Annotated in this window: 15 protein-coding genes; 5 read left to right on the top strand and 10 right to left on the bottom strand. The window is 44.8% G+C overall.

All coding sequences use genetic code 11. The annotated features are described in order from the left end of the window. The first annotated feature begins 767 nt into the window (after window positions 1-767). The 3 genes from KTO58_RS01405 to KTO58_RS01395 all read left to right on the top strand — a co-directional run bounded on the left by KTO58_RS01405 (window position 768) and on the right by KTO58_RS01395 (window position 4,362). The gene (locus KTO58_RS01405; RefSeq protein ID WP_095841093.1) at window positions 768-2,501 is read left to right on the top strand and encodes an amidohydrolase family protein; all 1,734 of its coding nucleotides are present in this window, start codon (window positions 768-770) and stop codon (window positions 2,499-2,501) included. 19 nt (window positions 2,502-2,520) lie between these two features. After that, a complete protein-coding gene (locus KTO58_RS01400) occupies window positions 2,521-3,336 on the top strand; it encodes a helix-turn-helix transcriptional regulator (protein ID WP_157753280.1) in 816 nt (271 codons plus the stop codon). 72 nt (window positions 3,337-3,408) lie between these two features. Further along, window positions 3,409-4,362, top strand: coding sequence for a nitrilase family protein (locus KTO58_RS01395; protein ID WP_095841095.1), 954 nt, complete (start codon window positions 3,409-3,411; stop codon window positions 4,360-4,362). Between the two features lie 5 nt (window positions 4,363-4,367). Here KTO58_RS01395 and KTO58_RS01390 read toward each other — a convergent pair whose 3' ends face one another. The 9 genes from KTO58_RS01390 to KTO58_RS01350 form a co-directional block, all read right to left on the bottom strand. Further along, a complete protein-coding gene (locus tag KTO58_RS01390) occupies window positions 4,368-5,282 on the bottom strand; it encodes a UbiA prenyltransferase family protein (RefSeq protein ID WP_225860007.1) in 915 nt (304 codons plus the stop codon). Between the two features lie 96 nt (window positions 5,283-5,378). Further along, window positions 5,379-5,894: a YdeI/OmpD-associated family protein gene (locus KTO58_RS01385; protein ID WP_225860006.1), complete on the bottom strand. Its 516-nt coding sequence runs from the start codon at window positions 5,892-5,894 to the stop codon at window positions 5,379-5,381. 63 nt (window positions 5,895-5,957) lie between these two features. Next, a complete protein-coding gene (locus tag KTO58_RS01380; RefSeq protein WP_095841098.1) occupies window positions 5,958-8,723 on the bottom strand; it encodes a PEP/pyruvate-binding domain-containing protein in 2,766 nt (921 codons plus the stop codon). Continuing rightward, window positions 8,698-9,684: an NAD-dependent epimerase/dehydratase family protein gene (locus KTO58_RS01375; protein ID WP_095841099.1), complete on the bottom strand. Its 987-nt coding sequence runs from the start codon at window positions 9,682-9,684 to the stop codon at window positions 8,698-8,700. Before KTO58_RS01375 ends, KTO58_RS01380 begins: the two co-directional genes overlap by 26 nt. A gap of 2 nt (window positions 9,685-9,686) precedes the next feature. Further along, window positions 9,687-10,343, bottom strand: a complete 657-nt coding sequence (locus KTO58_RS01370) for a methyltransferase family protein (RefSeq protein WP_095841100.1) — start codon at window positions 10,341-10,343, stop codon at window positions 9,687-9,689. 52 nt (window positions 10,344-10,395) lie between these two features. Next, window positions 10,396-11,040 carry a methyltransferase family protein gene (locus tag KTO58_RS01365; protein WP_095841101.1) on the bottom strand — a complete coding sequence of 215 codons (645 nt, stop codon included), beginning with the start codon at window positions 11,038-11,040 and terminating at the stop codon, window positions 10,396-10,398. A gap of 38 nt (window positions 11,041-11,078) precedes the next feature. Continuing rightward, entirely contained in the window at window positions 11,079-14,228 is a 3,150-nt protein-coding gene (locus KTO58_RS01360; RefSeq protein WP_095841102.1) for a polyketide synthase family protein, read from the bottom strand. A gap of 44 nt (window positions 14,229-14,272) precedes the next feature. Further along, window positions 14,273-16,726 carry an SDR family NAD(P)-dependent oxidoreductase gene (locus KTO58_RS01355; protein ID WP_095841103.1) on the bottom strand — a complete coding sequence of 818 codons (2,454 nt, stop codon included), beginning with the start codon at window positions 16,724-16,726 and terminating at the stop codon, window positions 14,273-14,275. Window positions 16,727-17,225: 499 nt separating this feature from the next. Beyond that, window positions 17,226-19,313: a serine hydrolase domain-containing protein gene (locus KTO58_RS01350; RefSeq protein ID WP_157753286.1), complete on the bottom strand. Its 2,088-nt coding sequence runs from the start codon at window positions 19,311-19,313 to the stop codon at window positions 17,226-17,228. A gap of 276 nt (window positions 19,314-19,589) precedes the next feature. On the opposite strand from KTO58_RS01350, the gene KTO58_RS01345 reads away from it, so the two are divergent. Further along, window positions 19,590-20,108 (top strand): TPM domain-containing protein, encoded by a 519-nt coding sequence (locus tag KTO58_RS01345; RefSeq protein WP_095841105.1) that lies wholly within the window; start codon window positions 19,590-19,592, stop codon window positions 20,106-20,108. Window positions 20,109-20,197: 89 nt separating this feature from the next. On the opposite strand, the gene KTO58_RS01340 is transcribed toward KTO58_RS01345, so the two are convergent. Beyond that, window positions 20,198-22,558, bottom strand: a complete 2,361-nt coding sequence (locus KTO58_RS01340; RefSeq protein WP_095841106.1) for a metallophosphoesterase — start codon at window positions 22,556-22,558, stop codon at window positions 20,198-20,200. A gap of 161 nt (window positions 22,559-22,719) precedes the next feature. Between KTO58_RS01340 and KTO58_RS01335 the strand changes: the two genes are divergently transcribed. Beyond that, window positions 22,720-24,546: a cytochrome c peroxidase gene (locus KTO58_RS01335; RefSeq protein ID WP_095841107.1), complete on the top strand. Its 1,827-nt coding sequence runs from the start codon at window positions 22,720-22,722 to the stop codon at window positions 24,544-24,546. Window positions 24,547-24,642: the final 96 nt, after the last annotated feature.

Here is a 24,642-nt window from a genome sequence, read left to right as displayed (position 1 = left end):
CATTAACGGGCACACGTAAGTACAATTTCTTTTGCAGATTGGTTCTAAGTACTGTCTGGACAATATATCATAGGCATTCTTTTCGTCTTAATGGTTATTGTATAATGCTGCACCATTTAGGCCTACCGTAACGTTTACAGGCAGGTGCAACCGTTTTTCACGGTACATTCATGCACCAATAGCGGAGGTAAAACAGGTTAATACTGTCAGCCTTAGCTGCACTAATAGCAGCTAACACGTATCTGGAAGTATGCCTGGATAAGGATTACTTTAGCGGGGTACTCACCGGTATCAGGATCCTTGTATGTAATGGTCGTAATTTGAGGTTTGGGATACGTTAATAGTTATTATTCCATGGTATTCACATCAACAATCTACTTTTTATTGTCGTTCAAAGTAAAGTTATGCTTTTTTAATAAAAACAGGAGAATTCACTTATCAATTTATAATAAAAAAGGTCAGATAACTCTTGATTATCTAACCTTTTGAAGAAGCTGCCATTTACGATCAATCATTCACAAAGACGTCTATGCGGGCGATTAAACTGCCTTCATAACTGACCCATACTTGTTGCCATCCTCTTGATGTTCCAAAGACGGAACTATCTACCGTCAATAAAAAACTGGAGGAGATACGATGATGGCTCCTCGGTATGGCAGGCAAGCAGGGTGTTCCAGACAAAGAGCGGGTAATTTGAAACAAGATCCTCACAGGGGCATCATTACGTGAAAGTAGTTACCTTTAATCTGCTTAAATCTTATTCCACCATGAAAACTTATCTGCTGCTGGCAGGAGTACTGGTCACCCTACCCGTTATTGCCCAAAACCAAAAGGCATTGTCAACATCTGATGCCACTTACATCACACACGTCAACCTGGTGAATGTCCATACCGGTCGCACTGACCAGGATCAGACCATCGTTATTACAGACCAGCGCATTTCTGCGGTTGGCCCTGCGGGCAAGATAAAGCCTCCGGCAAACGCAAAGGTCATCGACGCTACCGGACAATATGCAATGCCGGGTATGACGGATGCCCATATTCATTTTTTTCAGAGTGGCGGTCTTTATACCCGTCCTGATGCCCTCAACCTAAATGCCTTTACACCTTACCAGGAAGATCAGCAATGGATAAAAGCACACCTAGACAATACCCTTGCCCGCTACCTGGCTACCGGTATCACACAAGTGATCGACGTAGGCGGACCATTGAGTAATTTTAGTATCCGTGCTCGTACCGACACCATGGTTGCGGCACCTACTACATGGGTTACCGGCCCGTTAGTATCCACCTATCTGCCGCCTAACCTTGATGAAAAAGACCCTCCTATCATCAAGGTCAACACACCGGATGAAGCCCGGGAACTAGTCAGAAAACAATTACCTTTCAAACCTGATTTCATTAAAATATGGTATGTCGTGCGCACCGGCCAGCAACCGGAAGACATGCTACCTCTTATTACCGCGGCAATAGCAGAAAGCCATGCCAACGGCCTTAAAGTAGCCGTACATGCTACTACCTATGTAACTGCCAAGCTAGCTGTAACAGCCGGCGCCGATATATTGGTGCATAGTGTAGACGACCAGCCCCTGGACAACGATCTGTTACAATTACTAAAGGACAAAAAAGTGTTATATATTCCTACACTTATTGTGATGCAGAACTACCATCGCGTCTTCACGCAACAGTTCAATTTCAGTGCCCATGAATTTACCTATGCAGACCCTTTTATGCTGGGTTCATTAATGGATTTGCAGCATCTTGATTCTACCCGTATAACGCTTAACTATAAAAAGGTACGCAACAAATTCATTGTTCCATCTAAGTCAGACAGTATCATGCTGTCCAATCTTAAAAGAGTGCAGGATGCTGGTATACTCATCGCAGCCGGAACAGATGCCGGCAATATTGGGACACATCATGCGGCTTCTTTCCTTCCCGAATTACTGGCTATGCGTCAAGCAGGCCTGTCCAACCGGGAAGTGATCCGGGCAGCTACCATTAACGCAGCAAAAGGATTCGGAAAGGACAAAAACTATGGCAGCATCGAAAAAGGGAAAATAGCGGACATACTACTACTGCCCAAAGATCCGGCAGATGATCTTTCTGTATTGGGAAATATCACCAGCGTTATTCACAGAGGCCGCTTTTTCCAGCCCACCAGCCTGATCCCGGTGACACCGGAGATATTAGCCCAACAGCAACTGAATGCTTATAATGCACACGATGTGGAAGCATTTCTTGCACCTTATAGCGACAGTGTAGAAATATATAACCAGACTACGCAAAAACTTTTGATGAAGGGGAAAGAGGAGATGCGGAAAGGATATGATCAATTTTTCAAACGCAATCCACAGGTACATTGCCAGGTGATAAACCGCATTGTGGTTGGCAATACCGTAGTGGATCAGGAAAGGCTGACGGGTATTAGCCAGGTGGTTAATGCCGGCGCCATCTACATTATCGAGAACAAAAAGATCAGAAAAGTATACTTTTTCTGATAAACTGTACCTTTATACTATGCAACTATTGCCATCTCCTGATCTGGCCCATGTGGTCAAACATTTTCTGCTGCTGGAGAGCGGGCACAGTCATGCCCGGCATTGTTTTTTCCCTGACGGGAATACGGGAATGGCCTTCCATTTCGGCGTTCCTTTTGACCAGGAAATTTCGGACAACGCAACTATTACCCAACCAACAAGTTTCCTGTATGGTCAGGTCAATCAATTCAGACACCTTACTGCCAACGGCGGTATAGGGCTGCTTATTGTTGTTTTCCAGCCCTATGGCGTGCATTCACTATTACGAATGCCTGCTTATGAGTTGTCAGGTAAATGGGTGGATACACGTGATATCTGGGGGCAGGACGCCACCGTACTGGAGGAGAAGGTACTGACAGCTACAACTGCTTATCAAAAGATCGCATTTATAGAGGATTTTCTACGCTATAAACTTACCGGCGATATCGGACAAGAACATATGATCCAACGAGGGATCACCACTATATATGCTCACCATGGGCATATAGCCGTAGAAGAGCTAAGTCAACAGTTGGGTATCAATAAGCGATCCCTGGAGAGATTATTCAGAGAGAAAGTGGGTATTACCCCCAAACACTTTACCAATATTATTCGCCTGCAGCATTCCCTCCGTTTATTACGTAACAGATCTGCAAAAGAGAATATTACCGGCATTGCATATGAATGTGGTTACTTTGATCAATCACATTTCATCCGGGAGTTCAGGAGCATGGTCGGTATTACTCCCCGGCAATATCTTTTTAATACGCTGCCGCTGGCCGTCAACTTCGTACAATTACAAGCAGGTTGCGCATAGGAGTTACCTTGTCGCGTTTTTACAATTTCCCTTAAATACTGCCAGGTAATTTTGTCATAAAAACGAGTTACTATGGACAATATCAGGATTGCAACGGCCCAATTTGAAAACCGCAGTGGCGACAAACAGTACAACCTGTCTGTCATTGCTGATCTGACTGCTCGAGCTGCAGCTCAAGGGGCAAATATAATAGCCTTTCATGAATGTTCGGTAACGGGGTATACGTTTGCCAGGCATTTATCCAGACAGCAGCTATCCGACCTGGCAGAATACATTCCGGAGGGTGACAGTATCAGGCAGTTAACAGCTATTGCAGCTACCTATAATATGACGATCCTGGCCGGGCTTTTTGAAAAAGACAGTGAGGAACGGCTTTATAAAGCCTACATCGCAGTGGACAAAGGTGGGTTAGTCGCTAAGTACCGTAAGCTGCATCCTTTTATTAATCCACATCTTACACCTGGAGATGCCTACGTTGTTTTTGATTTATATGGCTGGAAATGTGGTATCCTGATCTGTTACGATAATAATATCATTGAAAATGTCAGAGCCACTGCCCTTCTTGGCGCAGATATCATTTTCATGCCACATGTAACCATGTGTACGCCCTCAACCAGGCCGGGAGCCGGCTTTGTAGATCCTGCATTATGGTATAACCGGGAGAATGATCCCACTTCACTCCGGCAGGAATTTGAGGGTCTTAAAGGCAGGGCTTGGTTGATGAAATGGTTGCCGGCACGTGCATATGACAATGCTATCTATGCTGTCTTTTCCAATCCTATCGGTATGGATGATGATCAGCTCAAAAATGGTTGCTCGATGATACTGGATCCATTCGGGGATATTGTAGCGGAATGCAGATTGCTGGATAATGACATTGCTATTGCTACTATTACGGCCGATAAACTTATCAAAGCAGGAGGTTTCCGTTACAGAAAAGCCAGAAGACCAGCATTATACCGTGATATAATTGGCCAGCCGAATGTTGCCGAGCAAAATGTAGCCTGGTTACATTCAGTAAAATAGTTACCTCAGAGTAAGAGGCATTGTAATACGATGAGGCTGCCATAGAACAATCCCAGGTACCAGAGCCCATGTTTGATGGGTTCTCCATTCCGTTGGCGCAGAAACTGGGAAACGCCATATATGGCCGGTATCCAGCAGACATACATTAGCAGTAACAAGGGATGGAAAGAGCGGCTACTGATAACACCTATCATAACAACAACGGGGGCGAGCAGTCCAAATAAAAGGGTGAGCATGGCGGTGGCTACTCCTCCAAGTTCCCGTGAGTAAATACGGGCACTTTCTTTGGCCAATTCCGGCCAACGGGTCTTCCTGGCAAATTCATAGAACAGAAAACCCAGCGCAAATCCACCTACTGAGAACCAATAGGTATCACGCCAGTTGATCTGGTACTGCTGATATGTATAAAAGGTAATGTAAACGCTCAACAGGATATTTACCGGATAGGTAATGAGCAGGTTGATATAAATGTTATCAGCCAGTTTAGGCCATCTTTTCTCTATAAATATCAGCAAGTATCCATATACGAAATCGGCCAGGATGATCAACCCTAACATCTGTTGCAAATATAAGTTGATGCTGGCGGTTATTACTGCCAATACGATCATGTAGCTACCAAGGTCCCGTGGGCTGACCAGTCGTTGCACTAAGGGGCGATCCGGGTTATGTACCTTATCGTAATCGTAGTCCTTTATCTCATCTGCTATGCGCAGGTGGAATAAGGTGAGGTACATACTCAGTATGACCAGCATATCCTGCCATAGCCATATGCTACTGATAGGTTTGTTAACTACCAGCAATGTAGCCGTTTTCAAAGCGGTAAACCAAAAAATGGCGAACAAAAGGTGTATAACCGGGGCATATGACTTTTGCTGGAATAGCAGCAGTCGACTGAAATAGTTGTGGGAAAGGGATTTCATATTTTACTCAATATTATAATTAGTTAACGTAGATAAGATCAGATAACATTGGATAGGTTTCCGTTGTCTGAAACACACATCATGAAAAGGATAGTTCTACTGATCACGCCGGCGCCGTTCATGCCTGGCTACCACCATTTGGTTGAAATTCTGTTTTCTTGATAATGCTTCTATTGTCTGGGCGATGCGATTTGCTTTGGTAGGCGCTGTTTTAGCCTCTTCTATCCATTTACCAAAAAAGTTACGGTTCGACCAGGATAAGGATTCAAAAAAGCGTAGTGCCTCCGGCTCATCATCCAGGCATTGCATTAATTCTGCGGAATAAACGGCGACCGGTTCAGCATCTAAAGTTAAGGATAGTTGCAGGGTAGCGCCTAAAGACTTTCTGCCGGTGCCTTTACGGATCGCATTGTTTAAAGGGATCATAAAATCTCCGTTTCCCAAAGGTAGCAAGGTGATACAGTGAACCGGATGTCTATCTATATGGCCGCTGGCGCGAAATGCGCGCCTATTACCAGGGTTAAGCTGTTGAGCAATTTCGGCAGGAATGTTAATATAATTCCAGCCGAAATTGGAGTGATCATTGACTATTTTGGTACTGAATCGGATCATGTAACTGGTTACATCGGTTAATATATAAAATTACATAATCCCTTCATTTTTCCAGCATGTCTGTTAAACTGTTGCTTCTTCCTGCAATATAACAGCGCTCCGTTGTCCGGTTTTCAGTGTATCATAGTCTTCTTGTATGGCTTTTTCCCTTAGTATCCGGATAATGCCGGTGGCGCCATCCATCTCTATCAATGCTCCGTCCTGGATACGGGTGGTCACTTCTTTTACGGATACGATGGTAGGAATATTAAATTTCCGCCCAGTAATAGCGGTATGAGAGAGCATAGAGCCCTTTTCGGCGATGATTCCCCTAGCCGACATCATCAGGAATAGCCAACCAGGATCGGTTTCTCTTGCAATCAATATTTCATGCTGATGTATCTGTTCTACCGTGGTAGGGTGTGTTATTACCCTGGCGATCCCCGTGACCCGGCCTGCAGCGGAGGGTAGTCCTTTGAGTTCATTACTGCCACCTTGTTGTTCTCTGACTTCTTTCGCGAGACTGTTCTGGCGTACAGGTCCCATCGTGGTGATCTGTTCCGGTGTCTGACACTGTGTATTAGCCGTAAATTCCTTTCTGCGTATATCCGCCAGCGATTGCAAGTCTTCCGTATAACCGGTGCCATCAATATAGCCGAATATCTCATCTTTTGCCAGGTGATACACATCGTCAGCACTACGCAGGATACCCTCCTTTACAAAATAATGGCCCAAGGCGTTGAAGATATTTTTGCTGAAGCCGAACAGTTCCGAGCGGCAATACCTGGAATTTTCTCTATTCCTGATTAGTCCCCGCAACCATCCTGTAATCAGCAATAAGTAGTGATAACGGACGGGTTTACCTTTCAAAGCGTTTTTTAATACCGCTACCGCCTGGTCGCGGGTCTGCTGTTCGGTGGCCCGGACAGTCGCCTCTGATACCTGTTGTACCGCATATTGTTTCACGATCTTCACTAGCTCCCAGGGTGTATCCCGCAGCGATGGTTGTTCTACTTTTAACTCCTGCAGGCCACGATCTCCGTTATAATGCAAATGGTGTTTAAAACGACGACAGAATTCTCCATCCAGTTCTTCCCGCTCGATCTCTCCCCAAAGGGTATGTGCATCCTGTACAGCGTTGAAATGAGCGGCCAGCGCTTTATTATTTCGTATATACTCTCCCAGTGCCACCGCAGAAAGCATGATATCAACGCTACGAAGGCGGCCACCCCCACATAGTAATTCGCTTAGTAAGCCAGGATAGCGAGTGGTCAACCCGGCCTTATCAAAAGCCCGGTTAACTATTCCATTAAGAATAGGCAGGTAGGTATCATTCATCAGGGTGATTCCCCATTGCTCCCCTACCTCTTTCCAGACACGATGGAACAATTGTGCTTGCTCCAGCGGATCGGTTAGCCGGAAATCTTTTCCTCTCAAGGGACTGATCAACTTTTCCCACCAATGGTGGAACTTAAGCATATTCCGCTGGTGATTAACGACCTGCAGCAGATTGCGGAACAGCACAATATAGTAGGTTAGCTTTGTTTTTATCTTACGGCCCCATGCAGATAGCCCATCTCCACGTGTATGGTAAGATGCACTGAATCCCATCATCTTTTCCCAGTCTTTGGCCAATAGCGGGAACATAGGAGTTTGCCGGTGCAGCAAGTAAAAATGTGTTAAACAATAATACACGCGGCCCTTTAGAAATCCTATCATTCTATCCAGCATTTCAAAATTGTCGTGTATACGCTTGTATGGTACGCCTATACGCAAATAGGCATCAAAAAATATGACCCGGTAAAAGTATTTTGAAAAACTGTAGGTCAATGCTGTTGTTACGCCAGGAAAACTTTCTGTGACATTGGCGTTCGTCCAGATCAGTTGGCGGTCGTAGTTAAATACGATCGGCCGGGATTGCAATATCCATATCTGCCCTTGTTCATCTATGGTACCTTCTATGTCCTGCGGTGCAGCAAAAATGCCTTCTATCCGGCGGGCAAGCGTTGCTAATTCCAACAGAACCTCATCTGAAAATACCGGCTGCTCACGAAATGCGAACGGTACAGGTATTCTCTTCACACCATATCCTTGTTCCGCGTCAAAGGTTAGCTGTTCTGTTTTATTTACGACATGCGAAGTGATCACCTGGTCCATTTGTCTTATATGGTAATGATCTATCGGTACAGCTTCTTGTACTACACCCTCTCCTATACCATGAGCGCCGGCTATCAGCACATCTTTGGCAGCTGTCTCCGGATGGCAGCTAAACATTACGAAGGAGCGTTGTCCGAAGATCATACGTTGTACACCTACTGCCACTGCAAAGTCCATTACGTCGAAGCTCTGGGCATGCCTGTAGATCAATGATTCTGTTGAAAATCCTGATACCCAGCACAGTTTAACCTTATCTAGCAAATGTTCGCGTTTTACATAGAGGAAGGAGCTACTCATTCCTGCAAATGCGTTGGTAGCTGAGTCCTCGCTTTGGCCGGCACGGTCGCTTACTGTAGAGGCACGTACAGATACCATTGCGTCCTTTCCATGCATACGGTCAAAGGCTTCGTATATCTGCTGTGCTTCCTTTTCAGGTATGGTCAGTTCGTCAAATAGCAGACCTATCGCTTCGGATGCCGATATAATGGATGCCTGTTGCCGGAAGTCGATACGATCTGTAATATACCGGATCGAGCTACGTATAGCTGCTGTACAGGCTGTATACACTGCTTTACTGATGCAGAAAAAGGGAGGCACCTGAATGTCGCGTTTTGCCATTACTGCCTGCCTGGAGAATTTACTACCGGTTTCTGCATTCGTTGGCAGATCATTGATACTGATTATGTGTTTCATTATATTCTTTTTTTAGGGTATAAATTGCACGACAGGCATCGTGTACTGCAGTAATTGCGGTCTTCCTGATAACAGCACTTGCGAGGTCATACAATGGTTTTGTATCCGCTGAATGTTCCAATCCTAGTAAACCCGCTTTGGTAACAAATTGTGGAATACGGCCGAATGGGAAATAATGTAATAAACGGATCAGTGCGGCCGGTGCATACCAACGTTTACGGGGCCAATCACACTGTGTAACTATAGCGATAGTTCGCATCCATTCGTTATAGCTGATCGGTTGCTGATAACCGATATGTAAAGGCCGTTGTTGCAATTCTACATTTCCGCTTTTTATATGCCCGCACAGTGACAAAATAATACGGGCATAGTCCTCAACATCTATCAGGTTAAACCGTTGTTTTCCATGGTTAATCTGAATGCCATTATTCGCCAGCTGCATCATTACCTTCATTGTATACCGATCTCCTTCACCTATAATAAACCTAGGACGAAGGGTGAAGCTATGGCGCGCTTTTTCTTTCATTGCTTCGTGAATAAGTTGTTCTGCCGCAGCCCGGCTTTTTGCCAATGGGGTTTCGGGACGCAATGGGCAGCTATCTTTGACCATATACTGTATGCCATCGCCATATACGGACATGGAGCTGCCGTAGATAGCTCCGATACAGTTGCCCTGCATGCTGGCCAACAGTTGTCTGGTACCACGTACATTATTATATTCAAATCCGCTTCCATCCTTATCCACCTGCTTGGTTGCATAATGCACCAGCACATAGGGTTCGTCGAACCATAAATGGGATGGTATATGAAAAAGATCTCCTTTTACTTCTTCTACAAAAGGATAAGATATAGTCAGTGGTTGACGGACCAATACCTTCATGCTTATTCCGCCATGGTTTGCTGCCTGTCTGAGTAATGCACTACCGACAAATCCGCTTCCGCCTGTTAATACGATATTCATAGTTACCAGATAAAGGGAATAATACGTTTGCGATGCCTGGCGTAGTTTTCATAGCCATCGATCTCATAAAGGGTACGTTCTTCAATGCGGATGCGTATAATGATAGCCGGGATCAGTACCCCTGCGTAGATACAAACGGTTATCGGGTTAAGGAAGAACAAGGTTACGCCGAGATTCGCCAATATCATCCCGGTATAGGCCGGGTGGCGTAGTAAGCGATAAGGGCCACTTGAAATGATACGATGGCCTTCCACCTTTCTGACGATATGAGAATAGTATCGTCCTAATGTATGAATAGCATATAAACGAAAACTAAAACCGGCAATGAACAGTGCGAACGCAATAATGTGTCGGGGTGTCAATTCTGACCATTCATCGTAGAAAAGCAGGCCCGACAACAATGTCAGCATGCGACCGAGTGCGTATACTTCACAGGTGCCAAAATCAGCTGTGCGGGTACCTTTTTGTGTTTCAGACTTGGCAGTTTTAAATTCCAGTAGTATCCACAATAGATAACTACCGATAAAAAGCAGTAAAAAGGGAATAAGTGGTGATGCGACCGTTTCCAATACTCTTACCTTATAGATGGTAATGCCGATAACAACGGTAATGAAGGATAATGAAAGAATACGAGGGATCTGATTACGGAAGGTTTGCATAGTGATCGTGTTTATAAGTGGTTAACATACCAGTGGTGATATACGGGATAACTTACCAAATGGAGCGAAAGAGTTTATATTTCACACGCTGTGCGTATAAGCGATATTCGGGTAGCTCCATCAACATGCGGTCTTCCAGTATTGTGCGGATCAGTACTGCTGCTCCCCAAAGGATAAATACTGACAATACAGACCATTTATTGAAATAGACCATTACAAATCCTATATGAGCGATGAAAGTGCCTAAATAAGCCGGATGGCGTATACTGTTGTAGGGGCCTTCTTCTATAATACCCTGTTCGGGGATGCGTAAACGATGACTGTATTGATTACCCAATGCGATAACTGCATATTGCCGCAGGCGTATCCCCCACCACATTACAGCGATACCAGGCAGCGCGAGGTAAAGATGTACGACTGTCCCCCCCAGGAAAGCAGCGCCTAACGTGGTAAGTTTTGCAACTGCTGCCAGTTCCATGGTGTGATAGTCCTTATGCTCTGTACTCTTTTTGAGTTCGCCTACTGAAATATGGCTTTCCCAACGTAGCCAATAGAAATATAATAACAAGGTAGCTCCTGCGATAACCTGACGGGGAATATCGGGCAATTGCCAGATCAGACGTCCCGCAAAGAATAGTATGAGGCCACCGCCAATAATAGTGAGTATTAGCGGCATTGCAGCAAAGATCTTTTTCATTTTTAATGATTAAGGGTGTTGAACAAAGTGATGATATGTTAAAGGATAGCAGATTGTTTTTCCAATATGAGCGAGTGCGTACTAAACTGTCCTATACGTTGATCATTGACATAGATATCTGCCTGTAGATGTGATATATTTCCTGCATTACGGTCTGTAACTAAAGTATGTCTCAGTTCTATTACCTGCTCTCTGTATAGTGGTTGTTCCAGCTGGAAGTTGATATCCAGCAAATACATCGGCTGTGTTACAGGAATGTCATATTGCTGATGGGAAAGCAACATAAAAAATTGCCGGCATACCTCGAGTACAAAGCATGGACTATACCACCGGGGATGTCCATCATTAAAAAAATGTGTAGCGGCCGGTGGCTTCACGTAGCAAGACCAGCTATTACCGGGTAAAGGTATAAGTTCACTTACCAATATATTTTCTTCCCGATGTTTGTGTAACCAATGCGCGGGCGGTGTATTGTACACGGGTTGTATAGCTGATTGCAGGGGCGTATCAGCTGCAGCACTGCACTCCATATTGATTGTTGCCACTACTTTCTCATCCTGCCATATCCTGCCTTCATAGGCACGGCCGGCCTGAGGGCGTATTACAATCTCTGCAGGACGGTTGCAATGACACAAACGTGTAAACCGCATATCGAGGCGGTTGATATAATGTGAGCCTACCGCGCCGGTATCCGGCGGATATTGTTGTAGTTGCTGGTCGATTAATTGACTCGTGCCTTCGAGCAATAAGATACCCGGGACATGATCTAATGGGTGGTCAAAAAAATAAGGATGTTCTTCATTTACCTGCAGTATAGCGGTGGCACGTTGCTCTTTCAGGGATACGCTACTGATTACCGGGTCTGCATTTGTCGCTGTATTGTCGCTTGCAGGTCGGATTAACAATGACTGTACCTTTTGTTGCAGGCGTTTAAACTGTGCTGTCACCATCTTTTCTGCAAGCAATATCTCCTGCAAGAGGGAATGGCGAGCCGGAAGCGAGTTAACAGAGACCGGCTTTCTCTGATTAAAATGGATGGACATAGGACGCTGGGGTTTAGATATGGAAAGCGGTTTCATTGCATGCTGCTGTTCAAGTAACAAGGTACCATCGGCCAGAGGGATGGCCAGGTACTGGTCATCACCATAGGCAAAGTGTAGCAAGTCGGTAGGCAATGCATCAGAAGATATAGATACCTGGTGGGCGGGCCAGTTCATTTTCCGGACGGCTATATCAGGTGATTGATGCGGAAAATAGTGCAGCAATATAGTCGATGCGGAATATAATCTGTCATTTGTGTCAAACAAAAACCAGCAAACATATTCGTCTGCATAGCGATGATCATCGTACACGCCGGCTCCGGCCAGCAGTTGGCCCTTTTGGTAGCGGGATAATAAAAGGCCATTCAGCAAACTGGAATAAAACGTTTTCATGGCACCGGAACTTGTCATATAACCGCCACGTGTATTCATATGCCAGGCTGGATAACCTGCACACATAGAAGGCAATGCGGATACAATGACATCATTATCAATTGGCGGCAACGTTTCTGTAGCCAGTTTTTGTCTGTCTGCTATGGGCATTATCTGATGCTGATCGTACAACAGCGATGCACGTTGGTTTAGCTGCAGAAATTTATGGTTACCATCGTTGGTATGTATAAGCATAGCCGTGTTGTCAGCATTTGCCAATACCGGATGCCTATCAAACAGCTGATGTGCTTTATCTAAAGCCAGCAATTGAAAGGCGGAGATGTTCTTCAAAAAATTGGGTCCGGAACGTAATCCTTTTGTTGCAATATCGAGCGTATCCGGGAACTGCTGACGTCGATCCGGTATGGCAGGCATTTGGTGATCGCCAACATTTCCGTATTGCCATGCCATATCCTGTAATGCAAAAGTGAAGCGATCAGGCAATGAGTGACTTCCGGCAGGTGAAGAGACGGCCGTCTCCAATACCAGATGTGCATTCCCTCCTCCGATACCCATCGCCGAGATACCGACCCGTACTGCCGGTTGAGATCCTGCTATTGCTGTACTTTCTTCCCTCAATGACAGACAACCTTCATTTAGCAATGGATGAAGTGTACCCGCCAGGTGCGGAGGTAATTGCCGGTGCTGGATGATAAGTAATGCTTTAATAACAGCTACCATACCTGCTGCTGCCAGCGTATGGCCAACCAGGCTTTTAATACTGCCCAGTCGTATTTGTTTTCCGGCTGGCAATCGTGGGCCGAAGAAATGGCGCATAGCTTCCAATTCAGCTTTATCACCAGCAAGTGTACCGGTACCATGGCCCTCCAGATAGTCGGGGGCCCCATCAATATGCTGATAGGCCCGTTCAAACATCAACTGTTGACCTTTAGGCCCTGGCGTAAATACAGAACGTTCTGCGCCATCAGATGAAAGTCCTAGTCCGCAGATCCTCCCCAGTATATTCGCTTTACGGGCTACAGCTGTCTGCTCACGCTCCATGACAATGCCTGCTACTGATTCTCCCAGGAATGTACCACCTGCGTCCTGCATATAACTGCGGACGTGTCCTCTTTTGTCCAATGCACCTAGATGAGAAAATATGGAGAAAACAGGCAACGATATAGACATATTCAGTCCTATCACCACGGCATGGGTCACCTGTCCACTCTGCAGCATGGCCATTGCCTGGGCAATGGCATACAGGGAAGAGGCGCACGCCACATCAACGGATATATGAGGACCTCCCAATCCGGCACCGATAAAAGCTGCCTGTTCATCAATACTATAGACAGGAGATCGCCTATATACTGATGTTACTCCGTATTGTTGTAAGTGATCACTACTATCCTGTTCCAGATAGCTATTAGGTGGCCATTGCGCACCTAACACCAAACCTGTTTGTGCCCTTGCCGCTACCGGTATCTGGTGTTGCAGCAGTTCACAAATATAACGCCCCGCTTTCTCCTGCCGATTGGGATCATTATATGCAAATAGCGGATGTTCATCTACCAGAAATGCGCTATCAAGGAAGACATCTTTACTATCCTGTCCATGATCTGGCAGATAAAGTGCGGGGTCTTTTTCCCACATTGCACGAAGTGAGGCAGGTTCCAATTGTTTGGCCTGCAGGATAAGTTCCCAAAAGGCAGCTATATCAGCAGCACCAGGAAATATACCTTCCATGGCTGTAATAACTATAGGATCTGTAAACATTGATATCGGAGTGTGAATGTGTAAAGGATGTGCTGCCAGAGAGGTCAATTGCTGCACAAGGCAGCAGCCGGAGCGGCAGCCAGGAATTCCTGACAGGAAGGAGTAGTCAACAAGATATTGGCAGCCTCTTTTGTACCACTATACAGTTCGCGTAAGAACGCGGCCGCACCTGCCTGATTGCTGATCCCCTGGACCCCGTGTTCTGTCAACATTCGAAGTCCACCCTGTTTGTCCCTGGCAAAGCCTGTTTCCGACCATATTCCCCATAATAGGGATTTTACCGGATAGGTTACTTCTTTATTCCATTGCGAAGCCAGTTCATTCAGCCAATCATTAGCAGCGACATAATCAGCTTGTCCGGCGTTGCCATATACTGCTGCAATGCTGCTCATGAAACATACAAACTGTAAATCTGGAAATGTCTGTAGCTGTTTATACAGGTGCCTGGCCGTCGACACCTTCGCATTAAACACAGTTTTGAAATCGGCAGTGGTTTTGTGGGGTATCCTGGCATCTTGGAAAAAACCTGTACCATGTACGACACCAGCCAAAGGTCCTAATCGCTTGCAGTATGTCAGTATTTTCTTCATATCTGCCTGTGAAGAAGTATCTGCCTGCAGATAGTGAAATTTCGCTCCGTTGGCAATTACGGCCTGACGAGTTCTAAAAATGGCCTGTTGTCTGCGTAACAGTTTCAGGCGTTTTTGCAGATGAGAGATATCTGTTTCGCTGGTGCCCATCCGTTGTAGCAGCTCTTGTATCGTTAATGCAGCTGCATCTTCTCCCGGGAGGGGATCTTCTGAGGGTAAGGCTGTTCTTCCGACACATACAAAATGGCAGGGGTAGGTGACAGATAGTGCTCTTGTCAAAGCAGCCGTTATTCCGCACGCGCCTCCCAGTAATAAGATCACCTGACCGGGCCCTATTGTCCTGCTTAGCAGCTCCTGCCGGCTGACTGCCTCATCAGTTGTCACCGCTTTATTCAGTGTCTTGTATAGACCGGCGTTGTGTAATACCAGATCATGGGATACCGGGGCGTATTGCAGCAGCTGTAGTAGCTCCGCCGGAGACCAATGTGTAATAGCGGACTGCATGTCTACTGTGCGAACGGAGCTATGTATCCATTCTTTCGACAGTGTTTTGGCAACACCCCTCGCAGCTATCTGTGAAAGGCGTTCATTCCCTTCTATCACGATACTGATGTTCAATTCGCTTTGTTCCGGCAATGATCCTTTGTCCAACAGCTGGGCAAATTTTAGTAAGGTAATACCGGAGCTATGCATTTTTGTCTTCTTTCCAGCGGATGTGTTAGCCAGGAAAATAATGAGCGGGGACCGGCCAGGCTCCAAATCAGATAATAAAGAGAGTGCACTTCCTTCATTATCCATAGTGTATTCTTTGCTGTTATATTTCCATTTTTTCCTGCCAGTTACCAGCATCTTTACACGGGTGACTTGCCGTAGATATTGTCCCCACATTTGTGTACGGGACTTATCTCCGACCAATAATATCTCCTCTGCGGGTAATCCTCCGGCAACATTGATCTGCTGGATGCCCGCGTGTAAGAGTGAACGTATTACCGGTTCTTCCTTTACAATACCATTGCTACTATGCTGCGACAGCTTAGGTATACCATCATCTATCTTCATCATTTTTTCCGGTATCGCCGGAATAGGTATCGCTGGTAGCTGCTCCACCAATTCTTTTACTGTGCTGAAATGAAATATCCGTTCCTTTCCTTTCTTTATAGCCGGAAATTGCCGTTCAAATTGCAGCTGTAGCTCTACTAACCGCAGAGAGTCCATACCGAGTTCCGACTCCAGTAAGGTATCGGCCGTAATGATCGTTGCGGGTACACCTGTCATCACTGACAGTGTATTGATCAGCCATTTTTCGGCATCTGTTGTTATCCCGCTGGCTACGGTTATACCAGCATCCGGCGCTTCTTTTCCGTTCTCAGTGGTTGCTGGTATTTCTTCCAGGTACGCCACTAATTGTGCGATGGTACGGTTATTATAAATTGCATCATGTCGTAGCTGATACTGAGGAAAGTTTTCACACAGTTGTCGCCATATAGTAGCCAAACGTATTGAGTCCAGGCCCAGATCGCTCTCCCAATCTGCATCTGTAGTAATCAGTTCTGCATCTATACCTAGCAACGCTGCAATACGCGACTGTAACCAGGATTGTATAACTGGAAAAACTGGAGGGGTACTGGATTCCGATTTGTTATGTGAGGAAATTTCTCCAGTTGTAGCTGAAATAAGGACACCTGTACTTTTATCAGTTTGTTGTAGCAATTGTTCCCTTAATAATTCATTGGCCTTTAGATATAGTGTAAATACTCTTTCACCGGTATCTAAAATAGCGCGAAGTAAATCTGCAGTATGTGGCGTGAGGGGTTGGGAAGCAATTAAATTGACTATTCGCTCCTGGTAGTCAAAAAATAACGCAATGGCATCCGCGTTGCTTCGGGTAAAATCTGAAGACACATGCATAGGTTTAATAAATTAAAATATCAACTAATTACTTAAAATCAGTTATCAGTTAAGCAATAAGTCTTAAAAAAGAGGTAGTTAGCAGATCCCGGCTGGGCCTGATACAAGATGATGGGATTTACAGTTATGAAACACTTCTATTCATCCAGCAACAAGATGATAATGTGCACGCAGAGTAAACAAACGCAAAACAAGTTTTTCAGGTAGTATCCGGGGTTTGGGTAGATTTGATTAGATATAGCTTCGCTATTTCAAGTCACAAGACTTCGATGTTAGCATAGTTTAATAATACTTCACTGGTCCTTCACCTGGGTTATTCCTGTGCGCCGACATTATATAGCCACACAAAACATAATAATAAAATAATAATCTAATATACTAAGAAATCTAAATCGGCGGAAAATATTTTGCAGTACAACTGTTATAAATTTATTTGACAAATATAACTAGTTGGCCTATACTAATTAGTATCATTTCAGCGAACTTATCCGTTCATCTCTTATTTGCTGTTTAGTTGCTGTAGTATCAGATCGGCCATGTCAAACCGCGGAAAATCGCCACTATTGCTCAATAAAATGATTACAATGCCTTCATCCGGCTGCCTCAATATCATACTATAGCATCCCATATCTGTACCCGGATGATATTGTATTACATGTTTATCTGACACTTTAAACATACCTTTATCTATCATCCATCCGTAACCGTAATCTGCATTCCAGTCTTTGTAATGCGCATGAGGTTGGAACATCTGGTTTATTTCTCTAAGTGGTAATAGCTTATCGCTATGCAGCGCCTGCTCCCATATTAATAGATCTGTTGCATTGGATATGATTGCACCTGCTCCTGCCATATTAAGCAGCGGATATTTGGTTTCAGGCACTGATCCTTCATATCCGGTAGCCATCAAAGTATCTTCAGCATCTACAACACCGGCATGAGAATAAAGCATATTCAAAGGTCCGAATATTTTTTCCGTCAGCACATCCGCATATTTTTTCCCGGTAACGCGTTCAATTATCTCCGACAACACCATGTAACCGGCATTGCTGTAACGAAAATGCTGGCCACTGGTAAACTCAAGGCTATCGCTACAAAAGCGGGTGACCAGTTCCGAATTGCTAAATGGATGTAAGAGTAGCTGAGAAAGGTAATCTGTATTTAACGTACAATTAGGGATACCTGATTGATGAGTTAACAATTGTGCGATGGTTATATTTTTATGTATATAGTCCGGGAGATATTTACCCACACTATCCTCCAATTGTAAGCGACCTTCCTGTTGTAGCTGGAGGATGAGCATAGCTGTAAATTGTTTGGTAATAGAGCCTATTCTGAACTTTGTATTTAACTTATTGGCGGATTGCCTGCTGCGGTCGGCCCATCCGAAAGCGTGTTGATAAATTGTTTGTCCTTTATGTTGAATAAGAGCGGCCCCATCAAACAATCCCTTACGATGGTAAAATGACAGGATAGTATCTATTCGAGATACCGGCTGTTTCGATTGCTTTCGTATAATATTCTCCAGCATACGCCTGTATTGGGAAATATCATTCCGGCTATGTATGGCAGCAGCAACTGAATCCACGTCGTAATCTGCCGGCATCAGATTCAGATCTTTCCAAAACATCCCACTATTTTCTTCTCCCTGGTGTTCTATGTATCGATTGTGGCCCAACAGTTCTTTATCAGCAAAAGGTTTAACCGCCACCGTATCAATTTGTGTAGTTATATATTGCATATCTACCGGACAATTAAAATCAAAATGTACTCTTCCACTATGCAAACGTATTAATGAGCGATTAGATACATGGCTTAAAAAATATTTTTCACCATACTGCCTGTAATGTATCTGTACTGTGTCTTGTAGTACAGTTTCATACATATCCAATAGTTTCATTAATGCTCTTTGGGAAAGGCTTTTAACCTCCCAATAATGAATGCCGCTGGGACTTAACCAATACTGTAATGAAAGAATGGCCAGTGTTTCCTTGTCCAGATATATTTTGCCCTGGTATCTGGATTTACGTAGCCCTTCCCGTTGATCAAATATCAGTTCATATGCCTGCCGGCCATTGTATACTACCAATCCGTTTAATGAAAACCGGTGGTCTTTCAGCCCTTGTTTACTCAGCACATCTGACTCATTAATATTGGCTGTCACATCATATTCAAACACATTTTCGGGTTTAACGCCAAATACGATATTACTTACCCCGTGGAAAGGAGACAAGTCTTTTTCCATCCTCGCCCGCGTGAGCCGAAATAGCCTGTGACGTCCACTAAGATCCGGACAGTACAGATCGAACGCGGCTTCTGAAATATGGATATAGTCCCAAGCTTTGCGGGCTGATAACCGGTAGAATCCTTTCATTACATGAGGACGACCATAGTAGTTTTCCGGAATCCGTTGTATCGCCTTTTGAATTAACGACAAAGGATTGATTGCTGATATGGATATCCCTTTTAATTGTAGTGGCTGCTGTTGTAACAATATCCTGTTGCCTTGTTGATACAATATAGCCGGCGTAAAACATTGTGGTTGGTATCCGAGCATTCGCACATATATACTATCGTTTGTATTCATAGCAGGGATCTTTAAAATAAATCTTCCCTCCTGATTACTCATGCTATGAATACCGCCATTGTGCACGCTTATAATCGCCCCGGGGATGGGGCCTCCGTCTTCCATAGCCACTATCTGCCCTTCCAGCACTGTCATTTTTTGTCCACATAAAGACGCAGGAATAAAAAAACAATATAGTAAGCATAAGCAGGTATAGCATATAATGCGCATAAAAGGGATATTGGCTTGCATTCAAAAATAGCGGGACTGCTGTTAAGTATTTCTTAAATTAGTAACATGATTAAATTGATCTGCAGCCTCACATTCTTTGTGTTATCTTTTCAGGATGTTAACTACCTTTCTGACGCAAACAGCACTTTTGTTACGGTAGATGTTCCGGATACTATACCGAAACAATTGCTATATCTGTCAGACCGTGCCCATGTATTTAACCAGGCAGAACAGCGAACGCTGGATAGTTTACTCCATTACTATGACCAGCACGATACTGTGAAGATGATCGTTTTCACGTTAGATAGCAGCATGACAACAAAAGAACGATTTGACGATACGGTGAATGGCATTCGCGAAAAATGGGCGATGGCAAGTGGCACAGAAGAGGGTATTGGGATAGGGTTTAGTAAAGATTTGAGAAAGATACGCATCAGCGTTGGCCGCGGTATCGTGTATCGTTTTCCTGATGAGGCAGCGCAACATGTAATCGATGGGAGCTTTATTCCGGCTTTCAAGCAAGGAAAATACTATGAAGGTTTTATCATAGGGTTGCGAGATATCGTTCAAAAGGTGCACCGTTAGAGCAACTGATATGCCTTTAATAAACAAGGGTTGCCGCCTGATATGGTGCGACAACCCTTGCCGGTTGTTATAGTATGTTATTTATCTGTTTAGCGAACCATTACTTTTTCGGTTTTCCGCTCTCCCTTTTCATTGGCTACTTCTACGATATAGATACCGGCGGGTAATGGCAAACTCTCCGTATAATTTTTGTGTGCTGCTGGTATCACCTGTGTCCGGATCACCTGACCAGCGGTGCTACTTACCCGCAATCGAAGCTGTTGAGAATAATGTCGCTCAATCAGTACCTGTACTGTATTATTCGTACTTGGATTGGGGTAGATTTTTAATTCAAATCCTGCCGGAGATTTACCACCTGTTTCTTCACTTACAGCTACTCTCGCATTTATATTGTTGGTGGCATTTACGATAAAGGTATCTGTTATACATTTAGCAGCGGTTCCGTTTTGGTCCGTCACCAGATATTGTGCGTTTCCGGTTGATGGTGTTACGGTGATACTACGGCTATTAGCACCAGTGCTCCAGGTGTAATTACCTATCCACGATGCGGCCAACGTGATCGGTTGACCGCTGGTAGCCGTCAACACTGTCCGTTTATTCACATCCTTCAATATCGTAAATTGATCTTTTATTGTATTATCAGCAGCTACAAACTTTGCATCCAATCGGTTACCCTCTATTTCGAGAGATAAGGAGCCTCCTACTGTTGCATTGGAGTAAAACATAGCTGCATGTGGGAACGAGCCTGATGTGCCACCCACCTGACCGGCAGATCCTGCCACTACGTATACGGTTCCATGATTCACCTTTGCGGCCGTGCTCAGATAAGGACATGAATTGCTACTGCCATCGTATTTAGCACTGGAGTTACTCACTGCGTGATTACTAAAGGAGAAAGTATTTTCCATACCGAAATGCCCTTTTAACAGATAAGAGCGTTCGTAATCGTGGCTATGCCCGTTGAGGATGAGATCTACGCCATAACGTTCCAGGATACGGATCATATTACTACGGATAGCTGCCAGGTCAGATTCCGTATCAGAATTATGGCTGCCCATGGTATAAGGCGGATGGTGCCAATAAGCAATAGTCCATTTACGTTGATTAGCAGCCAGGTCTTTTTTCAACCATACGATCTGCGGGCTGGTCGTATCAGACATTCTTTTTCCACTTTCTTTACCATAAGCATCGAGGCTGATAAAGTGGATATCGCCGTAGTCAAAAGAATAATATTCTTCCTTTCCGGATGCAAGTCCACCGCACTCTCCTCCTTTGGGTAATGAAAATACACTTAAATACGGTATGTTATGATCGTCCTGCCGCGAGCTGCTGTTGGCATAGTCATGGTTCCCCAAGGCTGGAAAAAGCAAGGTATTTTTTAACAGGTTATCCTTATAGATATTAAAAAAGTTAGACTGGTACTCAGCATCAGTGCCATCGTCGTAGGCATTGTCTCCCAACAACAACCACAGATCTGTATGTTGTTGTCCGCTGAAAGACAGATAGGCATTCCTGACCTTTACCTGATTGGAGGAGTTATTACCACAATCTCCATATGCTGCGATCCGGATCTTGCGATTTACGGTAACCGGGGGAGCTGTCTGGAAGTAATTCCGGTCGGTACCTTCCAGTACGGCATTACCTGTACCAATATTATAATAATAGCGGGTATCTGGTTGAAGTCCTGTGATGCGTACTTCATGCTCTTTTGTGATCGCGGCATCTGTTACTGACTGGCTCAGATTGCCGGGTGCATCGCCGTATTTTACTTTGCTGTCAGTTGCTATATCTGTTCTCCACCTGATGATCACGGACTGCTGATTACCCATCTGTAAATAGGGACCACGTGTGATTGTAGCGGGTGTACTTCCTCCCGCACCGGTGAGGCTTAGGTCGAAGGCAATATCACTACTGCTTTTAGACGTCTGATGTAATTCGACTGCAATTGTATTGGCGCCTTCCACAAAGTAGCTGGCGGCGATCGTTGCCGTTTGCAATCCCATTCCATCATCGGAGGCGTCGCTTGCCGTGGTTGTATATGTTACGGTGCCGCTGCCAATATTATCACGTTTTACCTCGGTGCCATTTACATAGATGATCAAACCATCGTCGCGATAGTAGTCCATCTTAAAACCGGTATAGTTACTCAATCCGTTGATATTGAATGTACGGCGGAAATAGGTAGTGATATATTTATTGCTCGCGCTACTCCCGTAACTGAGTACAGTAGTTTCATCTCCATTTCCATATCCTAACTTCCCGTTTCCGCTTTTCCAGCTGGCGTCGTTAAAAGTTGCCGTCCGCCAGGCAGTACCTTGGTTGCTTCCGTTATCCAGGTACTTCCAGTTAGATTGAAATGCAAATATGGATTGTGCATCTGCCGTGTACGAAATACATAGTGATATGATGAGTAAAAACCACAGAGAACGTGGAGTAGTTGTAGGCTGCATAAATGGGGATTAAGGTTTACAATAGGGTTAAAATATTGATTCAAATTAACGAATTCTTTCCGCAATACGGTTATATTCGTTAACAAAAAAAAGCCCGCTGGGATGAACGCATTGCTTTTGCAGTGCTTCTTTTTACGCAATGGAGGGACTAATATTTTATTATGAAAACCTACCTCAATCTTGTCAGTTTTTTTATTGTCATTGCCGGCGTTTACCAGCTACGGCCACCTGTAAAAAATATATCTCCTGCAGCGCAAGCCGCGGAGACCTATTTTCAAAGACAGTTGCTAGCGCTGGATTCTTCCCTGGGTATTTTGCAAGGAGCTATCCGTCATCGACAACCGGTAGTAAATATACAAAATGCTTTCCGGCGCAGCAGGCTGGCCTATAAAAAGACAGAGTTTTTGCTGGAATACTATTATCCGCATCTTATCCGTCAGATCAATGGTCCTGCCCTGCCTTTTGCAGACGGAGAGAATAGCCGGGAAGAGCTGCCACCGGAAGGTTTCCAGGTGATAGAGGAACAACTATTCCCTAGCGTACGAGCAGACGCATACCATACTGTATTACCTATGCTGGATCGGCTCCGGCAGCATATTTTTTCAGTTGCGAAGCAACAGGACGAGTATGGATTCCAGGATACTTATGTGTTTGATGCTATGCGGTTGGAAATATATCGCGTTATCGCTTTAGGTATCAGCGGTTACGATTCGCCTATCGCGCAACATTCTCTACCGGAAGCTGCGGCAGCGTTAGCGGGAGTACGATCAGTATGTAAATTGTATACAACATCGGCACTACCCGACAGTAGCCTTATAGCTTGTAACCAGGCTATTCGTTATTTGTGTCAACCTACCTCCTTTCTCACTTTCGACCGGCTGACATTTATCGCCCGGTATGCCAACCCGCTGTCAGCAGCACTATTATCCTTACAGCAACGGAACAGCCTTATGATTGCGCCAGAAAGAAGGGTATTAAGACCGGATGCGCCTCATCTTTTTGCTTCGGCTTATTATGATCCAAATGTCTACTCTCCCAATAAGGCAGCGGATGCGACGCCGGAGAAAATAGTACTGGGTGCACGCCTTTTCAGTGATGTTGTCCTTTCCGGTAACGGGCAACGTTCCTGCGCAAGTTGCCATCAGCCACAGCAAGCATTCACAGACGGCCTGCCTAAAAGCCTGTCGATGGAGACAGGTGTGACATTGGCGCGTAATGCTCCAACCCTTTGGAATGCTGCATTCCAGCCCAAGCAGTTTTACGATTCCAGGGCGGTGTTTATGGAACGCCAGGTGTTTGATGTGGTACACAATCGTAATGAGATGAATGGATCCCTGGAAACGGCGGCGCGTAGGATACAGCAGGACAGCATGTATGTCTCGCTATTCCGCCTCGCCTTTAGAGATGATAAGGATATGATCTGTGCCGACAACATTGCGAATGCACTGGCGGCATATATGCGTTCATTGGTCAGTCTTTATGCAAGGTTTGATCGATATATGGCAGGAGTAACCACAGCGATGAGTGCCATGGAGAAAAAAGGGTTCAATCTTTTTATGGGCAAAGCCAAATGTGGTACTTGTCATTTTGTGCCCTTCTTTAATGGTGTTGCACCTCCTTATTTTTCAGAAGCGGAATCGGAAGTGTTAGGTGTACCAGCAACAGCATCTAAATATGCTCCTCAACTCGATCCGGACCCCGGTAAGTATGCCCTATACCAGATCCCTATCCAACGTTTTGCCTTTAAGACCCCCACGCTTCGTAATATTGCACTTACGGCCCCTTATATGCATAATGGGATATATAATAGCCTGGAAGAAGTGATTGACTTTTACGATAATGGTGGTGGTGCGGGTCTGGATATTGCGCCAGATAACCAGACTCTACCGGCTGAAAAACTTCACCTTTCAGACCCGGAAAAAAAGGCGCTGGTAGCTTTTATGCATACTTTAACAGATACAAGCCATACACTACTGTTATATAAATAGAAACAGTCATAAATATTAACATATATAATAGTACTGTGGAGCAATAGAAAAAGACACGAATTATAGATTCTATGCGGATGATTGCTTAGAAACTAG

It is taken from the genome of Chitinophaga pendula, from assembly GCF_020386615.1.
GTDB lineage: Bacteria > Bacteroidota > Bacteroidia > Chitinophagales > Chitinophagaceae > Chitinophaga > Chitinophaga pendula.
This window is presented reverse-complemented; position numbering and strand designations above follow the sequence as displayed.